Genomic DNA, 22,658 nt, shown 5'->3' with positions numbered 1-22,658 from the left:
GTGCTGATATAATATTTGACCGCGTTTGACATGCCTGTCTGAATGAGTTATAATTAACTAGGAAAGAGGTGGTAGTTGACAATGGCAAAAAATGCGCTGTTGGAGATCAAACGCAGTTTGGAGCCCCACGTTGGGCAGAAGATCATGTTAAGAGCGAATGGTGGCCGTCGAAAGACTGTCGAGCGTTCTGGTGTTTTAGAAGAAACCTACCCTTCTGTGTTTATTGTGAAATTAGATCAAGAATCCCACGCCTTTAAACGAGTGTCGTACAGCTACGCCGATATCCTTACCGAATCCGTTGAAGTTACCGTATGTAATGACGATGGACAGGTTCGTATCACCTACATCCAACATTAGCTTAATGCATTCCTATATGAGCAGACCCAGAGGGTCTGTTTTTGCATTTGAATGGACCTCATCCGGTTGGGCATACTATAGCAAAACTCTAAGGAGGTTCCAAATATGAGTCGCAGAAGAGGAATCATGTCAGAAAGCTTTAAATATGAATTAGCCAAGGATCTAGGGTTTTATGATGTGGTGCAACGTGAGGGCTGGGAGGGCATCCGAACGAAGGATGCAGGGAACATGGTGAAGAGAGCGATCCAAATTGCTCAGGAACAGCTGGTGAAACAGTATAACCCTGCGGCTTCCACAATCAACCAGACGCAATCAACGTACAGTCAGCAAAGTAACATTCAACCTAACTATAGTCAGCCTAACTTCAATCAAACTAACTACAGTCAAGCTGCTTCCAATCCGTCTAGCTACACTCCGTCGAATTTTAATCAGTCCACCTATCAAACTGTATCTTCCCAACAACCCTATTCACAGCCTCAAACGAGCTTTAATCAGAACGTATACAGTGGAACGCAGCAAACACAATCTTCCTATACACCTGCTGCCTACACGTCGAATACGACCAATGTAAATACCTATAGACCTTCTAATCCAATACAACCTAATGCGGCGGGTTTAAATCAAATAATTGCGGGATGGAAGCAAGCAACGCAAGCGGAACAGCGTCCCTTCTAAAGCTAAAGCGAATGCTTTAGCTTTTTTTTTGCGCTTTTGTTATAATATTTTAACGGCAAACGAGCAAAAGAAGGTGATCTGATGAAAATTTTTGAAAAAGCACCGGCTAAAATCAATTTATCCCTTGATGTTTTACATAAAAGATCAGACGGTTACCATGAAGTTGAGATGGTCATGACGATGGTAGATCTAGCAGATCGGATCGAAATGCAGGAGCTTTCGCGGGACACCATCATCATTTCCAGTCAGGCGGGTTATATTCCGCTCGATGAGAAGAACCTAGCCTTTCAGGCGGCACGCCTTATCAAGGATCGATACGACGTCAAACAGGGCGTGTACATCCATTTGGACAAGCAGATCCCCGTAGCGGCAGGTCTAGCAGGGGGCAGCAGCGATGCGGCAGCGACGCTTAGAGGTTTGAATCGGCTTTGGGACTTAAACATCCCTATGGAAGAGCTGCAGGTGCTTGGAGCGGAGCTTGGCTCGGATGTACCTTTCTGCGTAACGGGAGGGACGGCTGTCGCTAGAGGACGTGGAGAGAAGCTGGAACCGATCGTCTCGCCGCCTCAGTGCTGGGTCGTACTTGCGAAACCGCCTATCAATGTGTCCACATCGGAGATTTACGGGAAGCTGAATGCTCGGGAGATTAAGAATCATCCTTCGACGGAAGGTGTGCTAAACGCGATTCGGGAGAAGCGATTCGATCAGCTTTGCGGAAGCCTCGGCAATGTGCTTGAGGAAGTGACGCTGGACCTTTATCCTGAGGTGAGACATCTCAAAGAATGCATGCAGAGGCTTGGTGCGGATGGTGTATTGATGTCGGGCAGCGGACCGACGGTATTCGGTCTCGTATCCAAGGAAGCGAAGGTACCCCGGATTTATAACGGGCTGCGTGGATTTTGTAAGGATGTTTACGCAGTGCGGATGTTGACGTAGATGAAGTAGACGGTTGCAGGGCCCGCGAAGGGCTCTTTTTCATTGAATAGAGGGTGAACTATGGATCCATCCATTCCCATATGCCGTGTTAGATTGATGTTAAGTTCATGTTAATATAATTTTCATGAGAAGCTTGAATAAATACGTATAAAAATGGTATATTTTCATTATAATATTCGGATTTTTGGGGGTAGTGCGATGAAAAAGTTGAAAAGGAGCGCTAGGCTGGTGGAAATGACGCAATATTTGTTATTCCGCCCCCATTCGTTAATCCCTTTAACGACTTTTGCCGAGCGTTACAACTCTGCTAAATCCTCCATTAGTGAAGATTTAGCGATCATCAAGGAAGTATTTGAAGAAGAAGGACTAGGCGAGCTGAATACGCTTGCGGGGGCTGCCGGAGGTGTGAAATTTTCACCAAAGGTGCCTAAGGAAGTATCACTGAAATTTATACAGAACCTTTGTTTACAACTGCAGCAGCCAGAACGGATTCTTCCAGGCGGTTATTTGTATATGTCAGATATTATGGGGCAGCCCCAATATTTGAATGAAATTGGCAAGACGTTTGCATCCGCTTTCGCCGGTCGTGATATTGATGTGATTATGACGGTAGAAACGAAAGGCATTCCACTCGCTTATGCAACGGCAACTTATATGAATCTGCCTGTTGTGATTGTCCGCAGGGACAGTCGAGTGACGGAAGGTTCAGCGGTTAGCATCAACTATGTTTCAGGTTCCAATAAGCGGATCCAGACGATGTCACTCGCAAGGCGTGCTTTGAAAGAAGAGTCAAAGGTGCTTATCATTGATGATTTCATGCATGTTGGCGGTACCATCCACGGCATGATGGATTTGTTAGCGGAATTCAAAGCCTCAGTTCAAGGGGTTGGTGTATTCATGGAGTCTTGTGAGGTTGAAGAGCATTTGGTTGATCACTACGTATCGCTTGCTCGTTTATACGGCGTAGATTCCAAGACGAAACAAATCACCGTAGAGCCTGGGAACTATTTTGACAGTAAAAAAGGAGAATCGTAAAACGATGGAACTTATTTCAACAACAGCAGCACCAGCTGCTATCGGACCTTACTCGCAAGCGGTAAAGCTAGGTAACCTTCTCTTTACTTCTGGACAAATTCCACTTGGCCAGGATGGACAGATTGTAGAGGGTGGAATCAAGGAACAAACCCATCAAGTGTTCGCGAATTTGAAGGGTGTGCTTGAAGCAGCAGGTTCATCGTTTGATCAAGTTGTGAAAGCAACGGTTTTTTTGAAGGATATGAATCAGTTTGCAGAGCTGAATGAAATTTATGGATCGTACTTCGGAGATCATAAACCGGCTAGATCCACTGTCGAAGTGGCCAGATTACCACGTGATGTTTTTGTCGAAATTGAGTTAATTGCTGTGATTTCTGTCGAAATTTAACAGTAACATTAAGATTGTATAAAATTATCGAAAATTTCAAAAAAAGAAGAAGGAATTTGCACGACGATGTGGAATATTACACCCAAGTCTCAGAGATGGAAAAAGGTGGTGAACACAAGTGCAAATTACAGATGTAAGACTCCGCCGGGTCAACTCCGAGGGGAGGATGAAGGCGATTGCTTCCATTACCATTGACAACGAGTTCGTCGTTCATGACATACGTGTCATCGACGGTAATAATGGGATGTTCGTGGCTATGCCAAGCAAACGAACACCGGATGGTGAATTCCGTGATATCGCTCATCCGATTTCTTCCACAACACGTGAGAAAATTCAAGCGGCGGTATTGGCTGAATATGATCGCGCGGCTGTAGAAGAAGAGGTAATTGAAGAAGGCGCATAATTCAGATTATTGAGAGAGCCCTTGGGCTCTCTTTTCTTTTGGGTGGTATTGATGCTATATTTGGTTGAAGAACTCATCGATTATACATATAGTAGTGTGTAACTATTTATATTAAAGGGGTTGGATGTTAGTTGAAACTCATGGGGATTGTACTAGCCGCAGGACAAGGAAAACGCATGAAATCGAAGCTGTACAAGGTGCTTCATCCGGTTGTAGGTAAGCCAATGGTGGAACACGTTGTAGACACGCTGCAGCATATAGAAGTAACAAAGACACTCGTCATTGTTGGATTCGGGGCGGAAGCCGTAAAGGGACATCTGGGAGATCGAGTGGAGTACGCTTTACAGGAACAACAGTTGGGAACAGGGCATGCAGTTCTTCAAGCGAAGGATGCTCTTGGCGAAGAGGAAGGGATGACCGTTGTCATTTGCGGCGATACACCGCTGATTTCGGAAGCCACCTTGATGAGCACCATTGAGCTGCATGAACGGTCTGGAGCGTCTGCGACAATTCTGACAGCCAAACTCGATGAACCGCATGGATATGGACGTATTATTCGCGGTGAAGACGGCCGAGTAGCAAGGATTGTTGAGCAGAAGGACTGCAGCAGTGAAGAGGCAGCTGTTCAAGAGATCAACACAGGCACTTATATTTTCGATAATCAAAAACTATTCAAGGCCCTAGCATCGGTTACGAACAATAATACGCAAAATGAATACTATTTGACGGATGTCATTGGGATTATGACAAGTGGTGGAGAAGTTGTTCAAGGCTACTGCATGGAGGACAGCGCAGAGTCGATCGGTGTGAACGATCGCGTGGCACTGGCTGAAGCAGAGCGATTGTTTAAAGCGCGTATTAACCGTGGGCACATGCTGAACGGGGTTACGATTATAGATCCGTCTAATACGTATATTGAAAAAGATGTTACCATCGGTATGGATACCGTACTGCTGCCGGGTACTATTTTGCGGGGGCGCACCGTTATTGGGGAACAATGCACCATTGGACCGCAAACGGAAATTATCGACTCGACGATTAGGGATGAGGTTACGATTAAACAATCCGTCCTTCAGGATGCCTATGTGGATAATGAGGCTAGTGTGGGGCCGTTTGCTTATTTGAGACCTGGCGCTAATATTGGGAAGCAAGTGAAAATTGGCGACTTTGTTGAGATTAAGAACGCGACGCTTGGTGAGGGGTCGAAAGTTTCTCATTTAAGCTATGTAGGGGATGCGGTCGTTGGAACGAATGTAAACATCGGCTGCGGCGCCATAACCGTGAACTATGACGGATTCAATAAGAGTTTAACGGAAATTGGCGATGATGCTTTTGTGGGCAGTAATGTGAATTTGATTGCTCCTGTGAAAATTGGCAAGGGCGCTTATGTTGTTGCAGGTTCTACGATTACACATTCCGTTGATGATGGGGATCTAGCTATTGCCCGTGAGAGACAATCCAACAAGCCTGGCTATGCGGATAAAATTAGATCGCGAGCAAAAGCGAAGAAGGAAAATAAACAGAACAAAGAGTAAATTCACGGACTAGAAACGGTAAATCTCACTTTGTGAGGATGGAATTGGATGGAACTTCTTGAGGTTGGGTAGGCTATGAATTAGCTGTTACCTACTTGGCATTGCTTATTAATCGAGCGTGCTGAGCAAAACTCTTAGGAGGTTCTTTTTCTTATGGCATTTTCATTAAAAGCGGAATCCCGCAAAGAAACAACGAAATCAGATATTAAACAACTGCGTATCCAAGGTAGAATACCTGCCGTTGTATATGGCCAAAAGGTGGGCTCTGCGGTCATTACGGTTGATCAGAAAGAATTACTAGCGCTGCTGCGCCAAAATCCTCATGCTATTATTGATCTGGATATGCCAGACGGCAGTGGCAAGCAACCAGTGATGATCAACGAGATCCAGCGGGACAAACTAAAACGAGAGCGGCTGCTCCATGTCGATTTTCATCAAATTAATATGGATGAGCCTGTTAAAACGATTGTCAGCTTGGAATTTATCGGTGAAGCAGAAGGGGCCAAAGAAGGCGGCATTGTGCAGATACAAATGCATGAGCTGGAGATTCGGTGCCTGCCCAATCAGATACCAAGTTCAATCAAGGTGGACATTTCGAACGTAGGGCTTGGTGATAACTTACTTGTAAACCAACTCTCAGTACCTGCCGGGATTGAAGTGAAGTCTGACTCTAATGATTTGATTCTCACCGTTCTTTCGCCTCAGAAAGAGACTGGTGAAGAAGAGCCGGCTAATAATGAAGAGAAGGTTGGACAAGCGGAAACCTCGAACGAGGCTGCGACTGAAGGACAGCCGGTTTAGATCCAAACGAACGACAAGGAACCCTCAACAATATGTAGAGGGTATCCTTAATTACTGCGATGTAAGCGCTTAATATCCGGGGCGTGAAAGAAAAACGTGAGTATTTCGATTGTAGAATGTATTATTTACTTTGATAAAATACAAGGTATAGATTTCAATGAAGCCTATATCCTTATGTACATTTTGATAGTATACTTGGACGGGAATACAGGATTCAGCATGATCTTGAAAATGAATATCGGTTGTAAGCTGTTGACCATTTAAATACATATGACTGATTCACCCACAGCTTTAAATTTGATGGTTCGTTTTTCATATAGGTAAACAATAACCTTTAGATGATGGTTCCGCAAAGGATTTTTTAGTTTAACTTTAGGAGGATTTAGAAGAAGATGAAATGTTTTATTGGACTGGGTAATCCGGGAAAACAATATGAGATGAATCGACACAATGTTGGTTTCATGGCCATTGACCGTTTTGCTGCCAAATGGGGTATTACTTCTTTTCAAAATAAAGGTAAAGGGCTTCTGGGTGAAGGGGTAGTGAATAGTACGAAGGTATATTTACTTAAACCGATGACTTATATGAATCTTTCGGGCGAATCCATGCGAGCGTTCTTGGACTTTTATAAAGCAAAACTGGAAGACGTTACGATTGTTTATGATGATATGGATACACCATTCGGTCAAATTAGACTCCGGTATCAAGGGAGCCCTGGTGGTCACAATGGGATTAAATCCATTATTCAACACGCTGGAACGCAAAGCTTTAACCGAATTCGAGTGGGTGTGAACAGGCCTGCGCCTGGCTATAATATCGCTGATTATGTCTTATCTAACTTTTCCAAAGACGAGATGAAGTCGATAGATGAGGTACTGGACCTCACCTGCGAAGCCATGCTGTTCAGTCTGAGTGAATCATTCGAAAAGACGATGGCGAAGTTTAATAAATAAGTGAAGCCATCCACTTCAGACTCATTGTATGCAAATTGACTATTCGAAAATGACAATGGCACATTCGGCTAATTTCTCCGGAGAATGGTCATACTAGGATGTAATCGAATAGTCGAAGGAGGCATACATATATGATTAAGTATATTTGCAGACATTGTCATACCTTTGTTGGGGAAATTAATGAGAATTCGATCACGGAGCAGCAGTTAGGCTTCCATTTCTTGACCCCCGATGAGCGTAGAGATATAATATCGTATAACACGAATGGAGATGTTACGGTAAGGGTCGTTTGTGACTACTGTCGTGAGGCGTTAGAAGCAAACCCAGAATTGTCCCTGCTGGCAAGTCCGTTGCAGTAAAATTGATGAAGATAAAGAGTTAATAGCCGAGGCAAGTGTGCCGAGGCTTCTTTTTGTGAGGGGAGTGTACTTGTTTGCAAGCTTTAATTCAAGCTTTTTCTACGGATAGCGACTTTCAAACGATCGTGACAGGCCTCAGGTCCGAAATGAAAGAGCAGCTCGTTGCCGGACTTACCGGTTCCTCCAGGCAGGTGATGATTGCCACTCTTGCGCGAGAGTTAGCGCGCCCGCTGTTCATTGTTACTCACAATATGTTCGCCGCTCAGAAAATAGCGGAGGATTTACTAGAATGTCTATCACCTAATGAAGTGCTGCTCTACCCATCTCAAGAGCTTCTGACGACAGAAGAAGCGGCTTCCAGCCCAGAGATGCTAGCGCAGCGTATTGACGTTCTCACCAAGCTAGCTGGCGGTTTCCGTGGGGTTGTTATTGCGCCATTTGCTGGAGTGCGTCGATTGCTTCCGCTCAAGCAAGTATTCGAAGAATCCCGCGTTACGGTAAACGTAGGGGATACCGTGCAATTGGATGAGCTCTTAGGTGCTTTATCCAGTCTGGGTTACGAACGCGTGGAGCGGGTTGAGACCAAAGGTGAAATGAGCGTACGCGGCGGAATTCTGGATTTATTTCCTTTAACGTCAGAGAACGCTATTCGGATTGAGCTGTTCGATGTCGAAGTTGATTCTATTCGTACCTTTGATGTAAGTGACCAACGTTCAATTGATAAACTAGAGTCGATAACGATCCCCCCTTGTCGCGAGATTCAAGCGGATAGAAAGCGGTTACAATCAGCTGCGCAGCATGCCTATGAGCTGCTTCAAGCGCAGCTGGAGAAAATGACGGACCGATCAGCCAAAGATAAGCTGCTCGAAGGCATCGGACATGATATTGAACTGCTGCGTGAAGGGCAGACGTTTCCTGGTATTTATAAATATATTTCGCTTTTATATACGGAAAGACAGACCCTCATGGACTACATGCCTAAGGATACTGTGCTGATCATCGACGAACCGGCGCGATTGCTGGAGACAGCAAAGCAGCTAGAGCGCGACGAGGCAGAGTGGATGATGCATGCACTGACAGAGGGGAAGAGCTTGCCGGCTTTTGTGCTGTCCAAATCGTATGAAACTCTGCTGCATCGCAGGCCTTTCCCGACATTATATGTATCGCTATTCCTGCGCCAAGTGGCTGGGATTCAACCGCAAAATATCGTAAACTTCGTTTGCCGTGTTATGCAAAACTTCCATGGACAAATGAATCTCCTTAAAGCGGAGATGGAGCGCTGGAAGAAAAATGGAAGCAATGTCATTTTACTGGCAAACGGAGAGGACCGTGCTGAACGTGTGCGGCGTGTGCTGCACGACTACCAAATTGAAGTGCCCGAAATTGTAGATGGAAATCTACAGACAGGGTTTGAAATGCCTTCGATCCATTTGGTTGTCATCACGGAAGGGGAAATCTTCACACAGAAACAGCGTAAAGCGCGTAAGGTCGAGAAGAAGCTGGAGAACGCTGAGCGTATCAAAAGCTATCAAGAGCTTAAGGTAGGCGACTATGTTGTTCATGTGAATCATGGGATCGGGAAGTATGTTGGGATCGGCACCTTGGAAGTGGGCGGTATTCATAAGGATTACCTCCACATCATGTATGCTGGTGGCGATAAGCTGTCTGTACCGATTGACCAGATTGATTTAATCCAGAAATATGTAGGTTCCGAAGAGAAGGAACCGAAGGTTTATAAGCTCGGAGGCGCTGACTGGGCTAGAGTGAAGAGCAAGGCGCGGGCATCCGTTAAGGATATTGCTGATGAGTTGATCAAGCTCTATGCAGAACGCCAAGCTGCAACCGGCTACGGATTTAGTAAAGACAGCTCTTATCAAAATGAATTCGAAGCGATGTTTCCTTACGATGAAACTCGGGATCAGCTTCGTGCGATCGAAGAAATCAAGGTAGACATGGAGAAAGCACGTCCGATGGATCGTTTGCTTTGCGGCGATGTAGGCTATGGGAAGACGGAAGTTGCGGTGCGTGCGGCCTTCAAGGCAGCGATTGACGGCAAACAGGTTGCTGTTTTGGTGCCGACGACGATTCTGGCTCAGCAGCATTACGAAACGTTCCGTGAACGGTTCTCGGGCTATCCTTTTAATGTCAAAGTATTAAGTCGTTTCCGCTCCAAGAAGGAGCAGACCGAAGTTATGAAAGGCGTCAAGAAAGGGACGGTTGACGTCGTTATTGGTACTCACCGGCTTTTGTCGCAGGATGTGCAGTTCAAAGATCTTGGTTTGCTAATCGTCGATGAGGAGCAGCGTTTTGGCGTGTCCCACAAAGAGAAGCTGAAACGGCTCAAGACGAATGTGGACGTGCTCACACTGACGGCAACACCGATTCCGAGAACTTTACACATGTCCATGTTAGGTGTTCGTGATTTATCGGTCATCGAGACTCCGCCGGAAAATCGTTTCCCTGTACAGACCTATGTGGTCGAGTACGGACCAACGCTTGTTCGAGAAGCGATTGAGCGGGAATTAGCGCGTGAAGGCCAAGTGTATTATTTATATAACCGCGTACAAGGTATCACTCAGATTGCTGATCAGATCTCCATGATGATTCCGGATGCCCGCGTTACTGTGGCACATGGACAAATGGGCGAGCAGGAGCTGGAGAAGACGATCCTAGATTTCCTCGATGGGGAATACGATGTGCTGGTAAGCACGAGTATTATCGAGACGGGTGTCGATATTCCGAATGTCAACACACTGATTGTTCACGATGCGGATAAAATGGGGCTGTCTCAGCTCTATCAGCTGCGTGGACGTGTGGGACGTTCTAATCGCGTAGCGTATGCTTATTTCACGTATCAGCGTGATAAAGTGCTCACAGAAGTGGCGGAGAAACGTCTTCAAGCGATTAAAGAGTTTACAGAACTTGGATCAGGCTTTAAAATTGCGATGAGGGATTTATCTATTCGTGGTGCTGGTAATTTGCTTGGTGCAGAGCAGCATGGTTTCATTGCATCTGTCGGATTTGATTTATACTCCCAAATGTTAGCGGAAGAAATTGCAAAGCTGAAACTAGAAATAGATGGGGAAGCAGTCATTCCAGAGCCGGAATGGAATACTTCTATCGATATACAATTGGATGCGTACTTACCATCCGACTACATCTACGACAGCATGCAAAAAATCGAAATTTACAAAAAAGTGGCCGCCATTCGAACGTTGGAAGAAGCCGCGGATCTGCATGATGAGCTTGTTGATCGCTTCGGGGATCTGCCGCAGGCCGTGTTCAACTTACTGACAGTGGCTCGTTTGAAAGCATACGGTTCGGAGTACCGGATAGAAACGATCAGCCAAAAAGGGGATGATTACCTAATCAAAGTGCATATTGACCAGAATGGCAGGCTGGAAGGACAGAAGCTTATCGCATTGTCCAAAGGCTTTGATGGTCGAATCAAGTTGAACGCGGACCCTCAGCTTCTTATCGTTATTCGATGTAAAGGCATGAAACCAGAAGCTTCCATCGAATTGGTGGAGAAGTTTCTGGTACAATATAAGGATGTTCTGAAAACGAAAGGGGAATTACAAGATGTTGCCAAATGATACTAGTGTACAACGACGTTTTTCGAAAAAATGGATTTTAAGCATGGTAGCATTGCTCCTTGCATTTTCAGTCCTAAGTGCATGTGGAAGTAAAAAGGAAGGTGCAGCAACAGCTTCACCTTCACCGGCCTCTACTGCAGCAGCAGCTGGTAACCCGAGTGACGTAATTGCTACGTATAAAGAAGGCGGTAAAATTACGCGCGGCGAGTTTGACTCTTTCATCAATGTGAACAAAATGTTTTCACCGCAGCTAGCGCAATTCATGACAGATCCAGCTTTTCAACAAGATATGTTGAAGCAAATGGTAACTTTCCGTGTTCTATCTGCCAAAGCAGACGATAAAGTGAAAGCTGATGCAGATAAACAAGTGACGGAGCAAATGAAAGCCATCACCGATTATTTCGGTAAGCAAGAAGGCGGAATGGACAAGCAGTTGAAAGACAATGGTATCGAGCTTAAGGATATCGAGTCATTAATGAAAATGAGCTTCTACACGATGGGCAGCATGGAGAGTAAAATCACTGATCAAGCTGTTCAGGATGCCTACAAAGAACAAGCAGCTACTCATGCCTTTGATATTGCAACAGTTAGCCATATTCTGATTTCATTGAAAGATGCGGCAACTCAAGCAGATCTGCGCACCAAAGAAGAAGCTTTAACCAGAGCCAAGGATGTAAAAAGTAAACTGGATAAAGGCGGCGATTTCGCAGCGCTTGCGAAAGAATTCTCCGACGATCCAGGCTCCAAAGACGCTGGCGGTACGTATAAAGATGCAGATATCAATCAATGGGTACCTGAATTCAAAGAAGCAGCTAGTACGCTTCCTTTGAACACAATCAGTGATCCTGTTGAATCCTCTTTCGGATACCACGTGATGAAAGTGGAGTCCAGAAGCACGAAGCCACTGGATGATACGCTCAAAACACAAATCAAATCTCAGCTTGCGGAGAAATCTCTATCTGAATTTGCAGAGAAAGAATACCCGAATTTGATTCAAACCAATAATCTGCCGAAACCGGAAGCGAGCCCAGCTCCTGCTGCAAGTCCGGCAGCAAGCCCGGCGGCAAGTCCAGCTGCAAAGTAAGAACTTACCAGGATGTCCGATAACGGGCATCCTGTTTTTATTTGTTATTTTTGGACATGATAAGCGCAGCAGGATGCAAAGCTAAATAAAGTAAATTCCGTAGTAAAAGCGTCTGCATAGAAGAATGGGAAGTGAAGAATACTATGGATAGAATTCGAGTTCCCACCAAATCCCGATCTAGCATACAAGATTTCATGCTCCTGTCGTATCTAATTACTGAGCGGAAAGTGAGGCATCTAGAGGTATGAAAGCAACTGGAATTGTCCGTCGGATAGATGATTTAGGGAGAGTTGTTATTCCCAAGGAAATACGACGCACACTACGCATTCGCGAAGGTGACCCTTTGGAAATTTTCGTGGATCGAGATGGTGAAGTTATTCTTAAGAAGTATTCACCTATCGGTGAACTTGGTGATTTTGCCAAGGAATATGCGGAATCGTTATTTGAAAGCACGAATCACGTGGCCCTGATCTCAGATCGAGATAACATTATTGCGATGGCTGGGGGGTCCAAAAAGGACTATTTCGAAAAGTCGGTTGGATCGATCATTGAATCCTGTATGGAAAATCGCAAAGCGATTCTGGAAAGTGGCAGTGGTCAATTTGAGCTTATCAAGGATACAAGTGAAACATTCTCTTCTTTTGTAGCCGCTCCGATTGTAGCTGGTGGCGACCCTATTGGATGTGTCATTTTGCTCTCCAAAGATGAGAATGTGAAAATGGGGAATATGGAAGTTAAGATGGTAGAGACAGCGGCTGGATTTTTGGCCAAGCAGATGGAGCAATGAAAGAAAAATAAGACATAAAGGCTTCCTTACCGAGATGCCCCTGCATCTGTAAGTGAAGCTTTTTTTGTCTGCCATGGCTGATTTCGTTATAATATGTCTATATGCGTGAAGTCAGGGTAGAGGAGAAGTAAGATGGGGGACACCGACAAGGGGCATCAAGGTAATAAAGAGGAGCTCCAGAGGAATGTCGGTAAACAGGGTGCCAAGCTGTTAAGAGGTGCTGCTCTCCTTGGGGCTGCCGCTATTCTCTCTAAACTATTGGGAACACTGCAGAAGATTCCGCTGCAAAATGTAGCCGGTGATACGGCTTTTGGTATTTATAATGCGGTTTATCCGCTCTATATTCTAATTTTGTTTGCGGCCACAGCTGGATTTCCGGTAGCCGTATCCAAGTTCGTAGCCGAACGAGCTATTGAAGGTGATTATCAAGGGGCTAGACGTATTGTCCATGTCTCCACAGCCATTTTAATGAGCTCCGGTTTTGTAATGTTTGTTCTGTTGTACTTCGGAGCAAGTGAGATTGCCCGTTGGATTGGAATTAGCCAGACAGAGAGGGCGATCCGAAGCGTATCCTTCGCGCTGCTGCTATCCCCGATGCTTGCTGTCCTGCGCGGTTATTTCCAAGGGTATCAAAATATGGTGCCTACGGCTGTTTCACAAGTGATTGAGCAGCTTATAAGGGTGATCACCATGGTCGCGCTGCTGCTCTATATGGTGGCCTTAGCTTATGACGAGGAGTGGATTGCTGCTGGAGCAACGTTTGGCTCCGTGACAGGTGCTGCGGCTGGGCTGTTGGTGATGTATGTTTATTGGCGGAGGGCGATGAGACAGGAGCGGGAACGGATACGGGAGCATGGAGTGAATGAAGAGGATCGGTGGCAGTCTGGGGATACAGAGGGACAGAGGCAGGATGTAATGAGTGAAGGTGACGGGCTGCTGTCGAAAGAACTGAATTGGCAGGGGTCGAATGAAAAGCGAAAAGACATGATGCCGCCCAAGGAACTCTCTTCCTGGGACTGGGCGAAACGCATTACGGCTTATGCGATTCCAGTTTGTTTAGGCGCTATCGTGGTTCCTCTACTCACGCTTGTCGACACGTTTACCATGCCGCGGCTTCTCGAGGCTGCGCAAGGGAGCGAGGAGGAGGCCATGCGGCAGTTCGGGCTTTATAACCGAGGGTTTCCTCTCGTTCAGCTCGTTGTCATGATCGCTTCCTCTATGTCCGCCGTGCTAGTTCCTGCTCTAGCAGAAGCCAAGGCAAGAAGGCAGGACGAACTCATTGGCTTTAGGGCTGAGATGGCGATAAGGCTTTCCTGGCTTATCGGGCTCGGAGCCTCGTTCGGACTTGCCTTTGCAGCAGTGCCGATTAACGTGATGCTATACAAAAGTGATGAGGCCAGCTGGACGATGGCCGTGCTGGCCTTCACGGCCTTGTTTAGTACGGTGAACGCTGTCTCGGCCAGCGTTCTCCAGGGCGCCGGCGCGATCCGCACGCCGGTGAAGGCCCTGCTCGTTGCCATCGTGCTGAAAGCACTAGGCAATGTGGTGCTCATGCCCCGCTGGGGCATCGACGGCGCCGCGCTGAGCGCGGTGATCGCCTATGCCGCTGCGGCGGGGCTGAATCTGGTGCAGCTGCGCCGCTGCACCGGGGCGCGCTTCGCGCTGCGGCCGTACGCCGTCAGTCCGCTGCTTGCCGTGGGGCTGATGGGCGGCTGCCTCGCAGCGCTGCAGCTTCTGGCCATGCCTGCTGCGGCGGCGTGGCACGTACCTGAGCGATTGAGCGCTAGCGCAATCGCCTTGGTTTGCGTAGTCGGCGGTGCAGCCGTCTACGCGCTTGCGCTGCTGCGCAGCGGCAGTATCAGCCGCGAGGAGCTGCGGCTGATGCCAGAGCTGGACCGGAAGCTGGCGCCGGTCCTGGCGAAGCTATGGCCGACTAAGGCATCCGCCGGCCCTCGCGACCGAGGCTAGGGATTGCCTATGAACATGAGTGAATGCTAATCTTTTTCTACATTGAGGTGTCTTAAATCGAAATCCATTGTCATATATGCTCACTTGAGGTTGCTGGATGAGCTGAAGAATGAATTCATATTCTCGGTTGAAGATGTTGTAGAAAGTGCAACAATGTCTGCCTAGATCCCGCCTCTTTCCCTCCGATGTTGCATAATGTACAATAATTTAGGCCCTATACAGGCTATTTAGCAACAAATGGGTTCGAAATGTTGTACAAACTACAACTTGAACATGACAAATGGCCTTTTGGAGTGGGAATAGTTGCAGAAAATACAACATTGGTAACCACGGATGCTCATTTACATGTACTAGCAATGACTTTATAAACGAAAACTGGAGTTCACAACTTTGACTGACATGTAGAAGCCCCAGAAAACGGTTCAAGTGTCCTCATGTTCCCTGCAAGTGTTCAAATATTTTTTACCTTACACACAGCAGTTAACCATTAATCAGGAGGTGTTTCCTACATGTCAACTAACCTGCAAATAACCGTCCTCGGACTCGGAACGGGAGACGAAGACCAGCTTACACTAGGTGTCTGGAAAAAGCTGCAAGTGGCTGCCAAGGAGCAAGCCGTGCTATACCTGCGAACGCTGGATCACCCGATGGTTCAGATGCTGGATACGAACCAGATTCCTTACCAAACGTTTGATGAGAATTACCTAGCGCACCAAACCTTCGAACAAGTGTACGAATCGATCGCAGAGGCGCTCATCCAATCCGCCATGACGCAATCTTCTGAGGTTATTTATGCGGTGCCAGGCCATCCGATGGTGGCTGAATACACGGTGCAGCTTCTGAAACAACGCTGTCCGTCTGAGGGCATTTCGCTCCAAATCATCGGCGGGGAGAGTTTTCTGGATCAGGCGTTTCTACGTTTTGGTTTTGACCCGATTGATGGCTTTCAATTGCTTGACGCGACAAGCCTGAGCCGTTATACTCTTAATCCGCAGCTTCATACGGTTATTGGACAAGTGTATGATAGTCTTACGGCATCAGATCTTAAGATTAGCCTCATGGATGCTTATTCGGATGATTACCGTGTTGTCGTTGGTCATTCCTTGGGTGTGGCTGGAGAGGAACAGATTATCGAGGTCCCCCTGCATGAGCTTGATCATGTGAAGGGGTACGGCAATCTTTCCCTTGTCTGGGTGCCGAAAAGTGAAAAGGATGAAGATTATTACCGCACTTTTGGCCGATTGCATGAAATTGTTCAAATCCTGCGCAGCCCGGAAGGCTGCCCCTGGGATCGTGAGCAGACGCATGCCAGCCTGCGCAAAAATCTCATCGAGGAAGCGTATGAGGTTCTTGAAACAATAGACGAAGACGATCCGGAGCATATGTGTGAGGAACTCGGCGATCTGCTTTTACAAGTGATGCTGCATGCGCAGATGGAAGAGGAAATTGGCACGTTCACCGTTTATGATGTCATCGCCACATTGAATGAGAAACTCATCCGCCGTCATCCTCATGTATTCGGTGAGAACAAGGCTGAGGATGCCGACGAAGCTCTTGTGAACTGGAATGCCATGAAGGCGGAGGAGAAGCGTAAGAAAGGCATTGATGTCACGAAGCAATCCGTACTGGACGGTGTGCCACGCGAGCTGCCAGGCCTTATGAAGGCGCTGAAGCTTCAGAAGAAGGCGGCGACAGTTGGTTTTGACTGGTCAGAGCTCGAGGATGTCCTGAATAAGGTGGAAGAAGAGTTGACTGAGCTTCGCGAAGCCATCGCTAATCCATCCGATGTAGGGGCTCAAGATCGGCTCGAGGAGCTGGGAGACGTCCTTTTCTCGATCGTCAATGTCGCTAGATTTCTGAAGGTTGATCCGGAAGAGGCGATCGCGCAGACGAACCGCAAATTCATCCAAAGATTTTCGTATATTGAAGATCAGCTACGTTTAAGAGGGCTTTCTTTTGAACAAACTGAATTATCAGAGATGGAAAATTTATGGCAAGAAGCAAAAAAAGTTGCAAAACTTGGCCAGAGTTAGAAGGATTTTGCCGAAAAAAGCAGAATACTAGATTTGGTGTAAGGTTGAATATGGAAATATAAGATAGAGATCTTTGAAAAAAATTCAAAGTCTCTCAGCTTTGCAAAATGGCTACATAGTAGAAGACTAGATCTTCAAACATTTTTGGGAGGTAAAGAAACCACATGAACAAAACAGATTTGATCAACAACATTGCAGAAAAAAGCGGACTTACTAAGAAAGACGTTGAAGTTGTACTTAACGGATTCCTTGGTGAAGTAACGGACGCTCTTTCATCCGGAGATAAAGTTCAATTAATCGGTTTCGGAACATTCGAAACTCGCAAACGTTCTGGTCGTACAGGCCGTAACCCACAAACAGGCAACCCAATCGTGATCGCGGAATCCAATGTTCCTGCTTTCAAAGCGGGCAACAAGCTTAAAGACGCTGTAAAATAATGCGTATCGATAAGTTTCTCAAAGTATCTCGTCTCATTAAACGTCGCACCGTGGCGAAGGATGTGTCCGATCAAGGGCGTGTCTGGATTAACGGTAGAGATGCCAAAGCGAGTACACACGTGAAAGTCGGAGATGAGCTCTCTATTCAATTCGGTCAGAAAAAAGTGACGATTCGAGTGGAAGTTCTGTCGGAGTCGACCCGCAAGGAAGACGCTGCTCAGATGTACACGCTGCTCAAGGAAGAAGCTTTTCAATCCGAATAACCCTGCAAGTTGTTAAATAGCCTGAGATTCCTGAATAGGGGTCTTGGGCTATTTTTATATTTGATTGATAGCTATGCATGGTTCTAAAAGAGGACATCCTCCCATATCGTAATGATAGATGAAGGAGGGGTACAGGCCATGATTGAACCCGTGAAAAACACGAATAAGCGGCAAGAAATTAAAATGCTGAATCGCAAGCTCTTGGAGATCTCCGGAGTTTTGAACGTAGAAAGCTTTGACAGTGAAGAGTTCCTCCTTGAAACGGAAATGGGCTACTTGATGATTAAAGGACAAAATTTGCACATCAAGAACTTAAGTTTGGAACAAGGGTTGGTCGCCATAGAAGGAATCATTCACGAATTAGCTTATGTGGACGGAAATACCCAGGAGAAATCCAAGGGGTTCCTTGGTAAGTTATTCAAGTGACCCTAAATGTTCAGTTCCATACGATCTTCATGATGTTCCTGAGCGGAATCGCCATAGGTGCGATCTTCGATGTGTTTCGTGTGCTCTCTGGCAAGCTGAGACTGCCAAGATGGACGATTCCGTTCATTGATCTGGTTTATTGGATTGTGGCGACAATCCTCGTGTTCCGTCTGCTCATTTACAGTAATGAAGGACAAGTTCGTGTATTTATTTTTCTGGGGATGGGGATTGGCGTTTGTTTTTATTTTGCCTTCCTCAGCACTGGGGTTATCCGTCTTACACTGCTTCTCATTCGAATCACGATTGCTATCTACCGTTTCATTGCTAAAACTGTCGAAATTATCCTGATTAAACCGATTATTGGCTTATATCGTCTAACTGTGATTATTTTAGGCTTTTTACTAGCTGTAGCTATATTCCTTTATAGAATTGTGCTACAATTGCTTTATCCTGTGTGGAGATTACTCCATTGGATGACTCGGCCTGTGCATAAATATTTTGTTATCCCTGTTTGGTTGAAGAAACTAAAGGGTAATATCATATTGATCTATCGCAGGTTATTCTCAAAGTAGGAGGCATTCCTATTCATGCATGCTAAAGCAACCGTTCCATCCAAGCGCAGCAACAGTGTAGGCTCGAAACGAAGACTGCGTTTTCTTATGATTTTTGTCCTATGTTTTATGAGCTGGGCTGCTGTGAACATCTGGGGCCAGTTCGCTAAGCTGCAAGAGAAGAGTAGTGTCGTAGCGAATATGGAGCAACAGCTTGTAGAGTCACAAAAACTCAAAGAGCAAACAACGAAAGAAATCGCTCGACTTCATAATGACGAATATTTGGATCAAATTATTCGTCGAGATTTTCATTATAGTAAAACCGGAGAGACGCCACTAAGTGTCTCAAAGTCGCAATAAAAATCAACAAGAAGAAGAGGCTGTTGCCGTGTTGACCGTGGTTTCTGCATCGGTTATAATCGGCGTAGCCAGTGTTTTCAACATTTTAAGGGAGGAACATTTTACTTTATGGCAATTGAAGTTGGCACCAAGTTAGAGGGTAGAGTGACGGGGATTACTCACTTTGGAGCATTCGTCGAGCTTGCTGAAGGAGTTACCGGTCTTGTTCACATTTCGGAGATCGCAGACAATTATGTGAAAGACGTTAATGACCATTTAAAGCTGGAAGACAAAGTATTGGTCAAAGTGATTAACGTGGACAAGGATGGCAAGATCGGACTGTCGATCAAGCAGACGGTTGACAAGCCAGTTGAGGAAAGACCAGCTCGTCCTGAACGTACAGGTGGCAGCAGCTATCAAGGACGTCCAAGTGGAGATCGTCCAGGAGGCTACCAAGGTGGTCGTCCAAGTAGCGGCGGAGAACGTAGTGGTCCTCCAAGCGGTGGTCCCGGTGGTGGTGGCGGTCGTCCAGGTGGCGGCGGTGGCTTCAATCGAGGCGGCGGTGGTGGTGGTCGCGGCGGCTTTAACAAGCAGCAAGGCGGAGCTAGACCGTTTTCGTTCGAAGATAAAGTATCTCGGTTCCTTAAAGATAGTGAAGAGCGGATTTCGTCTTTGAAAAAGAACACCGAGTCCAAACGCGGTGGCCGAGGCGGAAGAAGAGATTAATAGATGCAATAACGAACCACATTCGCTTAGGCGAGTGTGGTTATTTTTTTTGTCCAAACGTCAAATAGTTAAAATAACATAAAGAACAATCGACATGGAATTACGGGTATCTCCCCCATACGCAGGGCGAAAGTTCGAGGCAATCAGACTTTTGGAAACGTTTTCTATATGGTAAAACGAGACTAGGCAAGGGCTGAGGCATGGTGACAAAGCAAACACGGCTTGTCGGAAATTTCTTTGAATCTATCAACTCATTCTGACAAACTTTCTGCTAGATTGTCTCTATACTAGAGAAACAAATAAGGAATGAATGGATGGTGTTCGAAAACATGCAGAGAAGAAGCTTAAGCACAGTGATTGGTGGCGGTTGGTCGGGATTGTGGCAGAAAGCGAAGATGGGCGCACATAGCGCTGCCGTGGAGAATCGATTCGTACAAGCCTTCGTAGCTAAGAAGTGGTCTTTACTGCTCATCGTGATGGCTTTCTTACTCGGTCGTGCGATGATTTTGGAACAGCTATCTCCGTTTGCGCTTGCGTTCATTGCTGTCATTTATTTTACAAGGAGAGATCTTTTACATTGGGTAGGTGTCGCTGCATTTGCTGGAAGCCTATTCTCGCTGAATTCGAATACTGGTTATCTTGTTACGGAAATCATCGTTTTCTTACTCATCCAAAAAGCTTTGGAGAAATTTGAACGCTCCGATATTTCCTTAGCACCGCTTCTTGTATTCAGCTCAACCTTGCTGGTTCAGCTCTTTGCAGAGCTTGTAGTCTCGAACTTAAGCTGGTATACGCTCATGATGGTCTCCGTTGAGGCACTGCTAAGTCTAGTACTGACGTTAATTTTTATTCAAGCTATTCCTGTATTTACGCTTACCCGTAAGAACTATCATTTGAAACATGAGGAAATTATTTGTTTGATTATCTTGTTAGCTTCTGTGATGACAGGAACGGTGAGCTGGGTTGTGGGTCCAATCACCGTAGAACATGTGCTGTCCCGGTATTTAATTCTATTATTTGCGCTGGTGGGAGGAGCGCCTTTCGGAGCCTCGGTAGGAGTCATTACAGGATTAATCCTAAGTCTTGCGAATAGCAATGCGGTTTATCAAATGAGTTTACTGGCTTTCTCGGGGATGTTAGCAGGGCTTCTCAAAGATGGTAATCGATTGGCTGTTGCATTCGGAATGCTGATAGGGTCATCGATACTTGCTTTCTATATGGGATCAGGGGCTAATGTAATCAACTCTACATGGGAGTCGCTTGCAGCTGTTGCACTCTTCCTGTTGACACCGCGGAGTCTGATTCTGACGCTTGCTAAATATGTACCCGGAACGCAGGAAAATTTGAAATCCCAACAGGACTATGCGAAGCGGGTTCGTGATGTTACGGCAGGACGTGTGGAACAGTTCTCTGAAGTGTTCCGCCAGCTGGCGCGCAGCTTTAAGCAGTTGACGACCGATGATGCGGTGAGCCGCAAGGAGGAGGATGTTGGCCATTTCATGAATGCGGTTGCGCAGAAGGCTTGTGATTCCTGCTGGAAAAAGAGCCAGTGCTGGGATCAGAAATTTTATCAAACCTATACGTATATGACCGATATGATGACCCAAATTGAGATGAAGGAGAGTATGACGAAGAAGAATATTCCACCGGAGTGGAGGAAGGTATGTATTCGCACGGATCAAGTGCTGGATGTGATGAAGCAGCAGTATGGCTTGTACAAGAATGATTTGCATTGGAAAAAGCAGATTATGGATAGCCGGCATCTCGTGGCTGACCAGCTTTCAGGGGTGTCCCAAGTAATGGAGGACTTGGCTAAGGAGATTAAACGGGAAGGGCAGGAACTGTTCCTTCAAGAAGAGCAAATTCGTAATGCCCTGGAGGAGCTGGGCTTATCCATCCATACCATCGATATCATTTCCTTGGATGAAGGAAATATCGAAATTGAGATCATTCATCAATACACGAAGGGCTTCGATGAATGTCGGAAAATCATTGCGCCGCTCTTGAGCGAAATTATCGGCGAGAACGTCGCCGTCATGCGCGAGGAAATGCATGCGCGCGGCGAGGGTTACAGCACGGTCGTATTCGGCTCTGCCAAGGAATACGAGGTGGAGACCGGGGTCGCTGGCGCAGCCAAGGGAGGCGACCTCTTCTCGGGCGACAGCTTCTCCACGGTGGAGCTGGGCAATGGCAAATATGCCGTGGCGCTTAGCGACGGCATGGGCAACGGCGAGCGAGCACAGGCGGAGAGCCAGACGGCTCTGAACATCCTGCAGCAGCTGCTGCAGTCAGGGATGGACGAGAAGCTGGCGATCAAATCGCTTAACTCAGTATTGATGCTGCGATCTTCGGATGAGATGTATGCAACCGTAGATATGGCCTTGATCGACATGTATAGTGCAAACACAACGTTCATGAAAATTGGTTCCACCCCTAGCTTCATTAAGCGAGGGACGGAAGTGATTTCGATCTCAGCTAATAATCTGCCTGTCGGCATCCTGAGCGAGATTGATGTTGATCTGGTCTCGATTCCACTCCAATCGGGTGATATCCTTGTCATGATGACAGACGGTATCTACGATGCACCGGGACATGCGGTAAACAAAGAGATGTGGATGAAGCGGATGATTCAGGAAATTGATACGACGATGCCGCAGGATTTTGCGGACTGTTTATTAGAAAGAATTTTCCGCCATCATCATGGCGAAATTCAAGATGATATGACCGTCGTTGTTGCACGTATTGAGAAGCGGCAGCCGGAGTGGGCTACATTCCGCTGGCCAGGAATTACGCGAATGGAGCGTCCGAAGACGGTTAGTTAATGGAGATATAGAAGCCATAACAGCTCATTTGCTGTTATGGCTTTTTATGTGCTGTTATTCCCTTAAGAGCATAGCGAATGCTGCGTATTTCTAAGATGGAAAATTTTAACTTCGTATAGGTTGCACTTAGAATTCAAAGCATGATTAACTTATGAATATGTCTGTTAACTAATTATGCTAAATC

The 22,658-nt window shown here is 46.3% G+C and carries 21 protein-coding genes and 1 pseudogene; all 22 read left to right on the top strand.

What is annotated here, in order from left to right; all coding sequences use genetic code 11:
- Positions 1-81 precede the first annotated feature (81 nt).
- The 22 genes and pseudogenes from veg to spoIIE all read left to right on the top strand — a co-directional run bounded on the left by veg (position 82) and on the right by spoIIE (position 22,474).
- Positions 82-357 (top strand): biofilm formation stimulator Veg, encoded by a 276-nt coding sequence (gene veg, locus QFZ80_RS32950; protein WP_028557365.1) that lies wholly within the window; start codon positions 82-84, stop codon positions 355-357.
- A gap of 105 nt (positions 358-462) precedes the next feature.
- Positions 463-633, top strand: a pseudogene (locus QFZ80_RS32945) (small, acid-soluble spore protein, alpha/beta type); the annotation flags it as partial.
- A gap of 480 nt (positions 634-1,113) precedes the next feature.
- Positions 1,114-1,968: a 4-(cytidine 5'-diphospho)-2-C-methyl-D-erythritol kinase gene (ispE, locus tag QFZ80_RS32940; protein ID WP_307551280.1), complete on the top strand. Its 855-nt coding sequence runs from the start codon at positions 1,114-1,116 to the stop codon at positions 1,966-1,968.
- Between the two features lie 198 nt (positions 1,969-2,166).
- Positions 2,167-3,003, top strand: coding sequence for a pur operon repressor (gene purR, locus QFZ80_RS32935; protein ID WP_307551282.1), 837 nt, complete (start codon positions 2,167-2,169; stop codon positions 3,001-3,003).
- 4 nt (positions 3,004-3,007) lie between these two features.
- Positions 3,008-3,391, top strand: coding sequence for a RidA family protein (locus QFZ80_RS32930; RefSeq protein WP_307551283.1), 384 nt, complete (start codon positions 3,008-3,010; stop codon positions 3,389-3,391).
- A gap of 118 nt (positions 3,392-3,509) precedes the next feature.
- Positions 3,510-3,794: a septation regulator SpoVG gene (gene spoVG / locus QFZ80_RS32925; RefSeq protein WP_028557369.1), complete on the top strand. Its 285-nt coding sequence runs from the start codon at positions 3,510-3,512 to the stop codon at positions 3,792-3,794.
- Positions 3,795-3,925: 131 nt separating this feature from the next.
- A complete protein-coding gene (glmU, locus tag QFZ80_RS32920) occupies positions 3,926-5,329 on the top strand; it encodes a bifunctional UDP-N-acetylglucosamine diphosphorylase/glucosamine-1-phosphate N-acetyltransferase GlmU (protein ID WP_307551286.1) in 1,404 nt (467 codons plus the stop codon).
- A 153-nt stretch (positions 5,330-5,482) separates the two neighbouring features.
- Positions 5,483-6,130 (top strand): 50S ribosomal protein L25, encoded by a 648-nt coding sequence (locus QFZ80_RS32915; protein ID WP_307551288.1) that lies wholly within the window; start codon positions 5,483-5,485, stop codon positions 6,128-6,130.
- A gap of 392 nt (positions 6,131-6,522) precedes the next feature.
- The gene (gene pth, locus QFZ80_RS32910) at positions 6,523-7,083 is read left to right on the top strand and encodes an aminoacyl-tRNA hydrolase (protein WP_307551290.1); all 561 of its coding nucleotides are present in this window, start codon (positions 6,523-6,525) and stop codon (positions 7,081-7,083) included.
- A gap of 131 nt (positions 7,084-7,214) precedes the next feature.
- Complete coding sequence (fin, locus tag QFZ80_RS32905; protein ID WP_307551292.1) at positions 7,215-7,442, top strand: anti-sigma-F factor Fin; 228 nt, start codon at positions 7,215-7,217, stop codon at positions 7,440-7,442.
- Between the two features lie 74 nt (positions 7,443-7,516).
- Positions 7,517-11,038 (top strand): transcription-repair coupling factor, encoded by a 3,522-nt coding sequence (mfd, locus tag QFZ80_RS32900; protein ID WP_307551294.1) that lies wholly within the window; start codon positions 7,517-7,519, stop codon positions 11,036-11,038.
- Positions 11,025-12,122, top strand: a complete 1,098-nt coding sequence (locus QFZ80_RS32895) for a peptidylprolyl isomerase (RefSeq protein WP_307551297.1) — start codon at positions 11,025-11,027, stop codon at positions 12,120-12,122. Before mfd ends, QFZ80_RS32895 begins: the two co-directional genes overlap by 14 nt.
- A gap of 244 nt (positions 12,123-12,366) precedes the next feature.
- A complete protein-coding gene (gene spoVT, locus QFZ80_RS32890; protein ID WP_307551299.1) occupies positions 12,367-12,909 on the top strand; it encodes a stage V sporulation protein T in 543 nt (180 codons plus the stop codon).
- Positions 12,910-13,041: 132 nt separating this feature from the next.
- Positions 13,042-14,877 carry a putative polysaccharide biosynthesis protein gene (locus QFZ80_RS32885; protein ID WP_307562934.1) on the top strand — a complete coding sequence of 612 codons (1,836 nt, stop codon included), beginning with the start codon at positions 13,042-13,044 and terminating at the stop codon, positions 14,875-14,877.
- Between the two features lie 509 nt (positions 14,878-15,386).
- Positions 15,387-16,910 (top strand): bifunctional methyltransferase/pyrophosphohydrolase YabN, encoded by a 1,524-nt coding sequence (gene yabN / locus QFZ80_RS32880; RefSeq protein WP_307562932.1) that lies wholly within the window; start codon positions 15,387-15,389, stop codon positions 16,908-16,910.
- A gap of 164 nt (positions 16,911-17,074) precedes the next feature.
- Entirely contained in the window at positions 17,075-17,347 is a 273-nt protein-coding gene (locus QFZ80_RS32875) for an HU family DNA-binding protein (RefSeq protein WP_029197991.1), read from the top strand.
- Entirely contained in the window at positions 17,347-17,610 is a 264-nt protein-coding gene (locus QFZ80_RS32870; protein ID WP_029197990.1) for an RNA-binding S4 domain-containing protein, read from the top strand. Before QFZ80_RS32875 ends, QFZ80_RS32870 begins: the two co-directional genes overlap by 1 nt.
- A 138-nt stretch (positions 17,611-17,748) precedes the next feature.
- Positions 17,749-18,036: a sporulation protein YabP gene (yabP, locus tag QFZ80_RS32865; RefSeq protein WP_029197777.1), complete on the top strand. Its 288-nt coding sequence runs from the start codon at positions 17,749-17,751 to the stop codon at positions 18,034-18,036.
- A complete protein-coding gene (gene yabQ, locus QFZ80_RS32860) occupies positions 18,033-18,608 on the top strand; it encodes a spore cortex biosynthesis protein YabQ (protein ID WP_307551303.1) in 576 nt (191 codons plus the stop codon). Before yabP ends, yabQ begins: the two co-directional genes overlap by 4 nt.
- A 15-nt stretch (positions 18,609-18,623) precedes the next feature.
- Positions 18,624-18,947, top strand: coding sequence for an FtsB family cell division protein (locus tag QFZ80_RS32855; protein WP_307551305.1), 324 nt, complete (start codon positions 18,624-18,626; stop codon positions 18,945-18,947).
- 108 nt (positions 18,948-19,055) lie between these two features.
- Entirely contained in the window at positions 19,056-19,652 is a 597-nt protein-coding gene (locus tag QFZ80_RS32850; protein ID WP_307551306.1) for a S1 domain-containing RNA-binding protein, read from the top strand.
- A gap of 329 nt (positions 19,653-19,981) precedes the next feature.
- The gene (spoIIE, locus tag QFZ80_RS32845) at positions 19,982-22,474 is read left to right on the top strand and encodes a stage II sporulation protein E (protein ID WP_307551309.1); all 2,493 of its coding nucleotides are present in this window, start codon (positions 19,982-19,984) and stop codon (positions 22,472-22,474) included.
- The last annotated feature ends 184 nt before the right edge of the window (positions 22,475-22,658 follow it).

The sequence above is a fragment of the Paenibacillus sp. V4I7 genome, assembly GCF_030817275.1.
Lineage (GTDB): Bacteria > Bacillota > Bacilli > Paenibacillales > NBRC-103111 > Paenibacillus_E.
Note: the sequence above shows the minus strand (reverse complement) of the source record. Positions and strands in the feature narration are given on the sequence as shown.

What these genes read in the sequence shown, in the direction of transcription:
- QFZ80_RS32885 (WP_307562934.1), top strand. Translation starts at nt 13,042, where the DNA reads ATGGGGGACACCGACAAGGGGCATCAAGGTAATAAAGAGGAGCTCCAG.
- yabP (WP_029197777.1), top strand. Translation starts at nt 17,749, where the DNA reads ATGATTGAACCCGTGAAAAACACGAATAAGCGGCAAGAAATTAAAATG.
- pth (WP_307551290.1), top strand. Translation starts at nt 6,523, where the DNA reads ATGAAATGTTTTATTGGACTGGGTAATCCGGGAAAACAATATGAGATG.
- QFZ80_RS32930 (WP_307551283.1), top strand. Translation starts at nt 3,008, where the DNA reads ATGGAACTTATTTCAACAACAGCAGCACCAGCTGCTATCGGACCTTAC.
- spoIIE (WP_307551309.1), top strand. Translation starts at nt 19,982, where the DNA reads ATGCAGAGAAGAAGCTTAAGCACAGTGATTGGTGGCGGTTGGTCGGGA.
- QFZ80_RS32870 (WP_029197990.1), top strand. Translation starts at nt 17,347, where the DNA reads ATGCGTATCGATAAGTTTCTCAAAGTATCTCGTCTCATTAAACGTCGC.
- QFZ80_RS32895 (WP_307551297.1), top strand. Translation starts at nt 11,025, where the DNA reads ATGTTGCCAAATGATACTAGTGTACAACGACGTTTTTCGAAAAAATGG.
- fin (WP_307551292.1), top strand. Translation starts at nt 7,215, where the DNA reads ATGATTAAGTATATTTGCAGACATTGTCATACCTTTGTTGGGGAAATT.
- ispE (WP_307551280.1), top strand. Translation starts at nt 1,114, where the DNA reads ATGAAAATTTTTGAAAAAGCACCGGCTAAAATCAATTTATCCCTTGAT.
- QFZ80_RS32915 (WP_307551288.1), top strand. Translation starts at nt 5,483, where the DNA reads ATGGCATTTTCATTAAAAGCGGAATCCCGCAAAGAAACAACGAAATCA.
- QFZ80_RS32850 (WP_307551306.1), top strand. Translation starts at nt 19,056, where the DNA reads ATGGCAATTGAAGTTGGCACCAAGTTAGAGGGTAGAGTGACGGGGATT.
- QFZ80_RS32875 (WP_029197991.1), top strand. Translation starts at nt 17,075, where the DNA reads ATGAACAAAACAGATTTGATCAACAACATTGCAGAAAAAAGCGGACTT.
- yabN (WP_307562932.1), top strand. Translation starts at nt 15,387, where the DNA reads ATGTCAACTAACCTGCAAATAACCGTCCTCGGACTCGGAACGGGAGAC.
- QFZ80_RS32855 (WP_307551305.1), top strand. Translation starts at nt 18,624, where the DNA reads ATGCATGCTAAAGCAACCGTTCCATCCAAGCGCAGCAACAGTGTAGGC.
- veg (WP_028557365.1), top strand. Translation starts at nt 82, where the DNA reads ATGGCAAAAAATGCGCTGTTGGAGATCAAACGCAGTTTGGAGCCCCAC.
- purR (WP_307551282.1), top strand. Translation starts at nt 2,167, where the DNA reads ATGAAAAAGTTGAAAAGGAGCGCTAGGCTGGTGGAAATGACGCAATAT.
- spoVT (WP_307551299.1), top strand. Translation starts at nt 12,367, where the DNA reads ATGAAAGCAACTGGAATTGTCCGTCGGATAGATGATTTAGGGAGAGTT.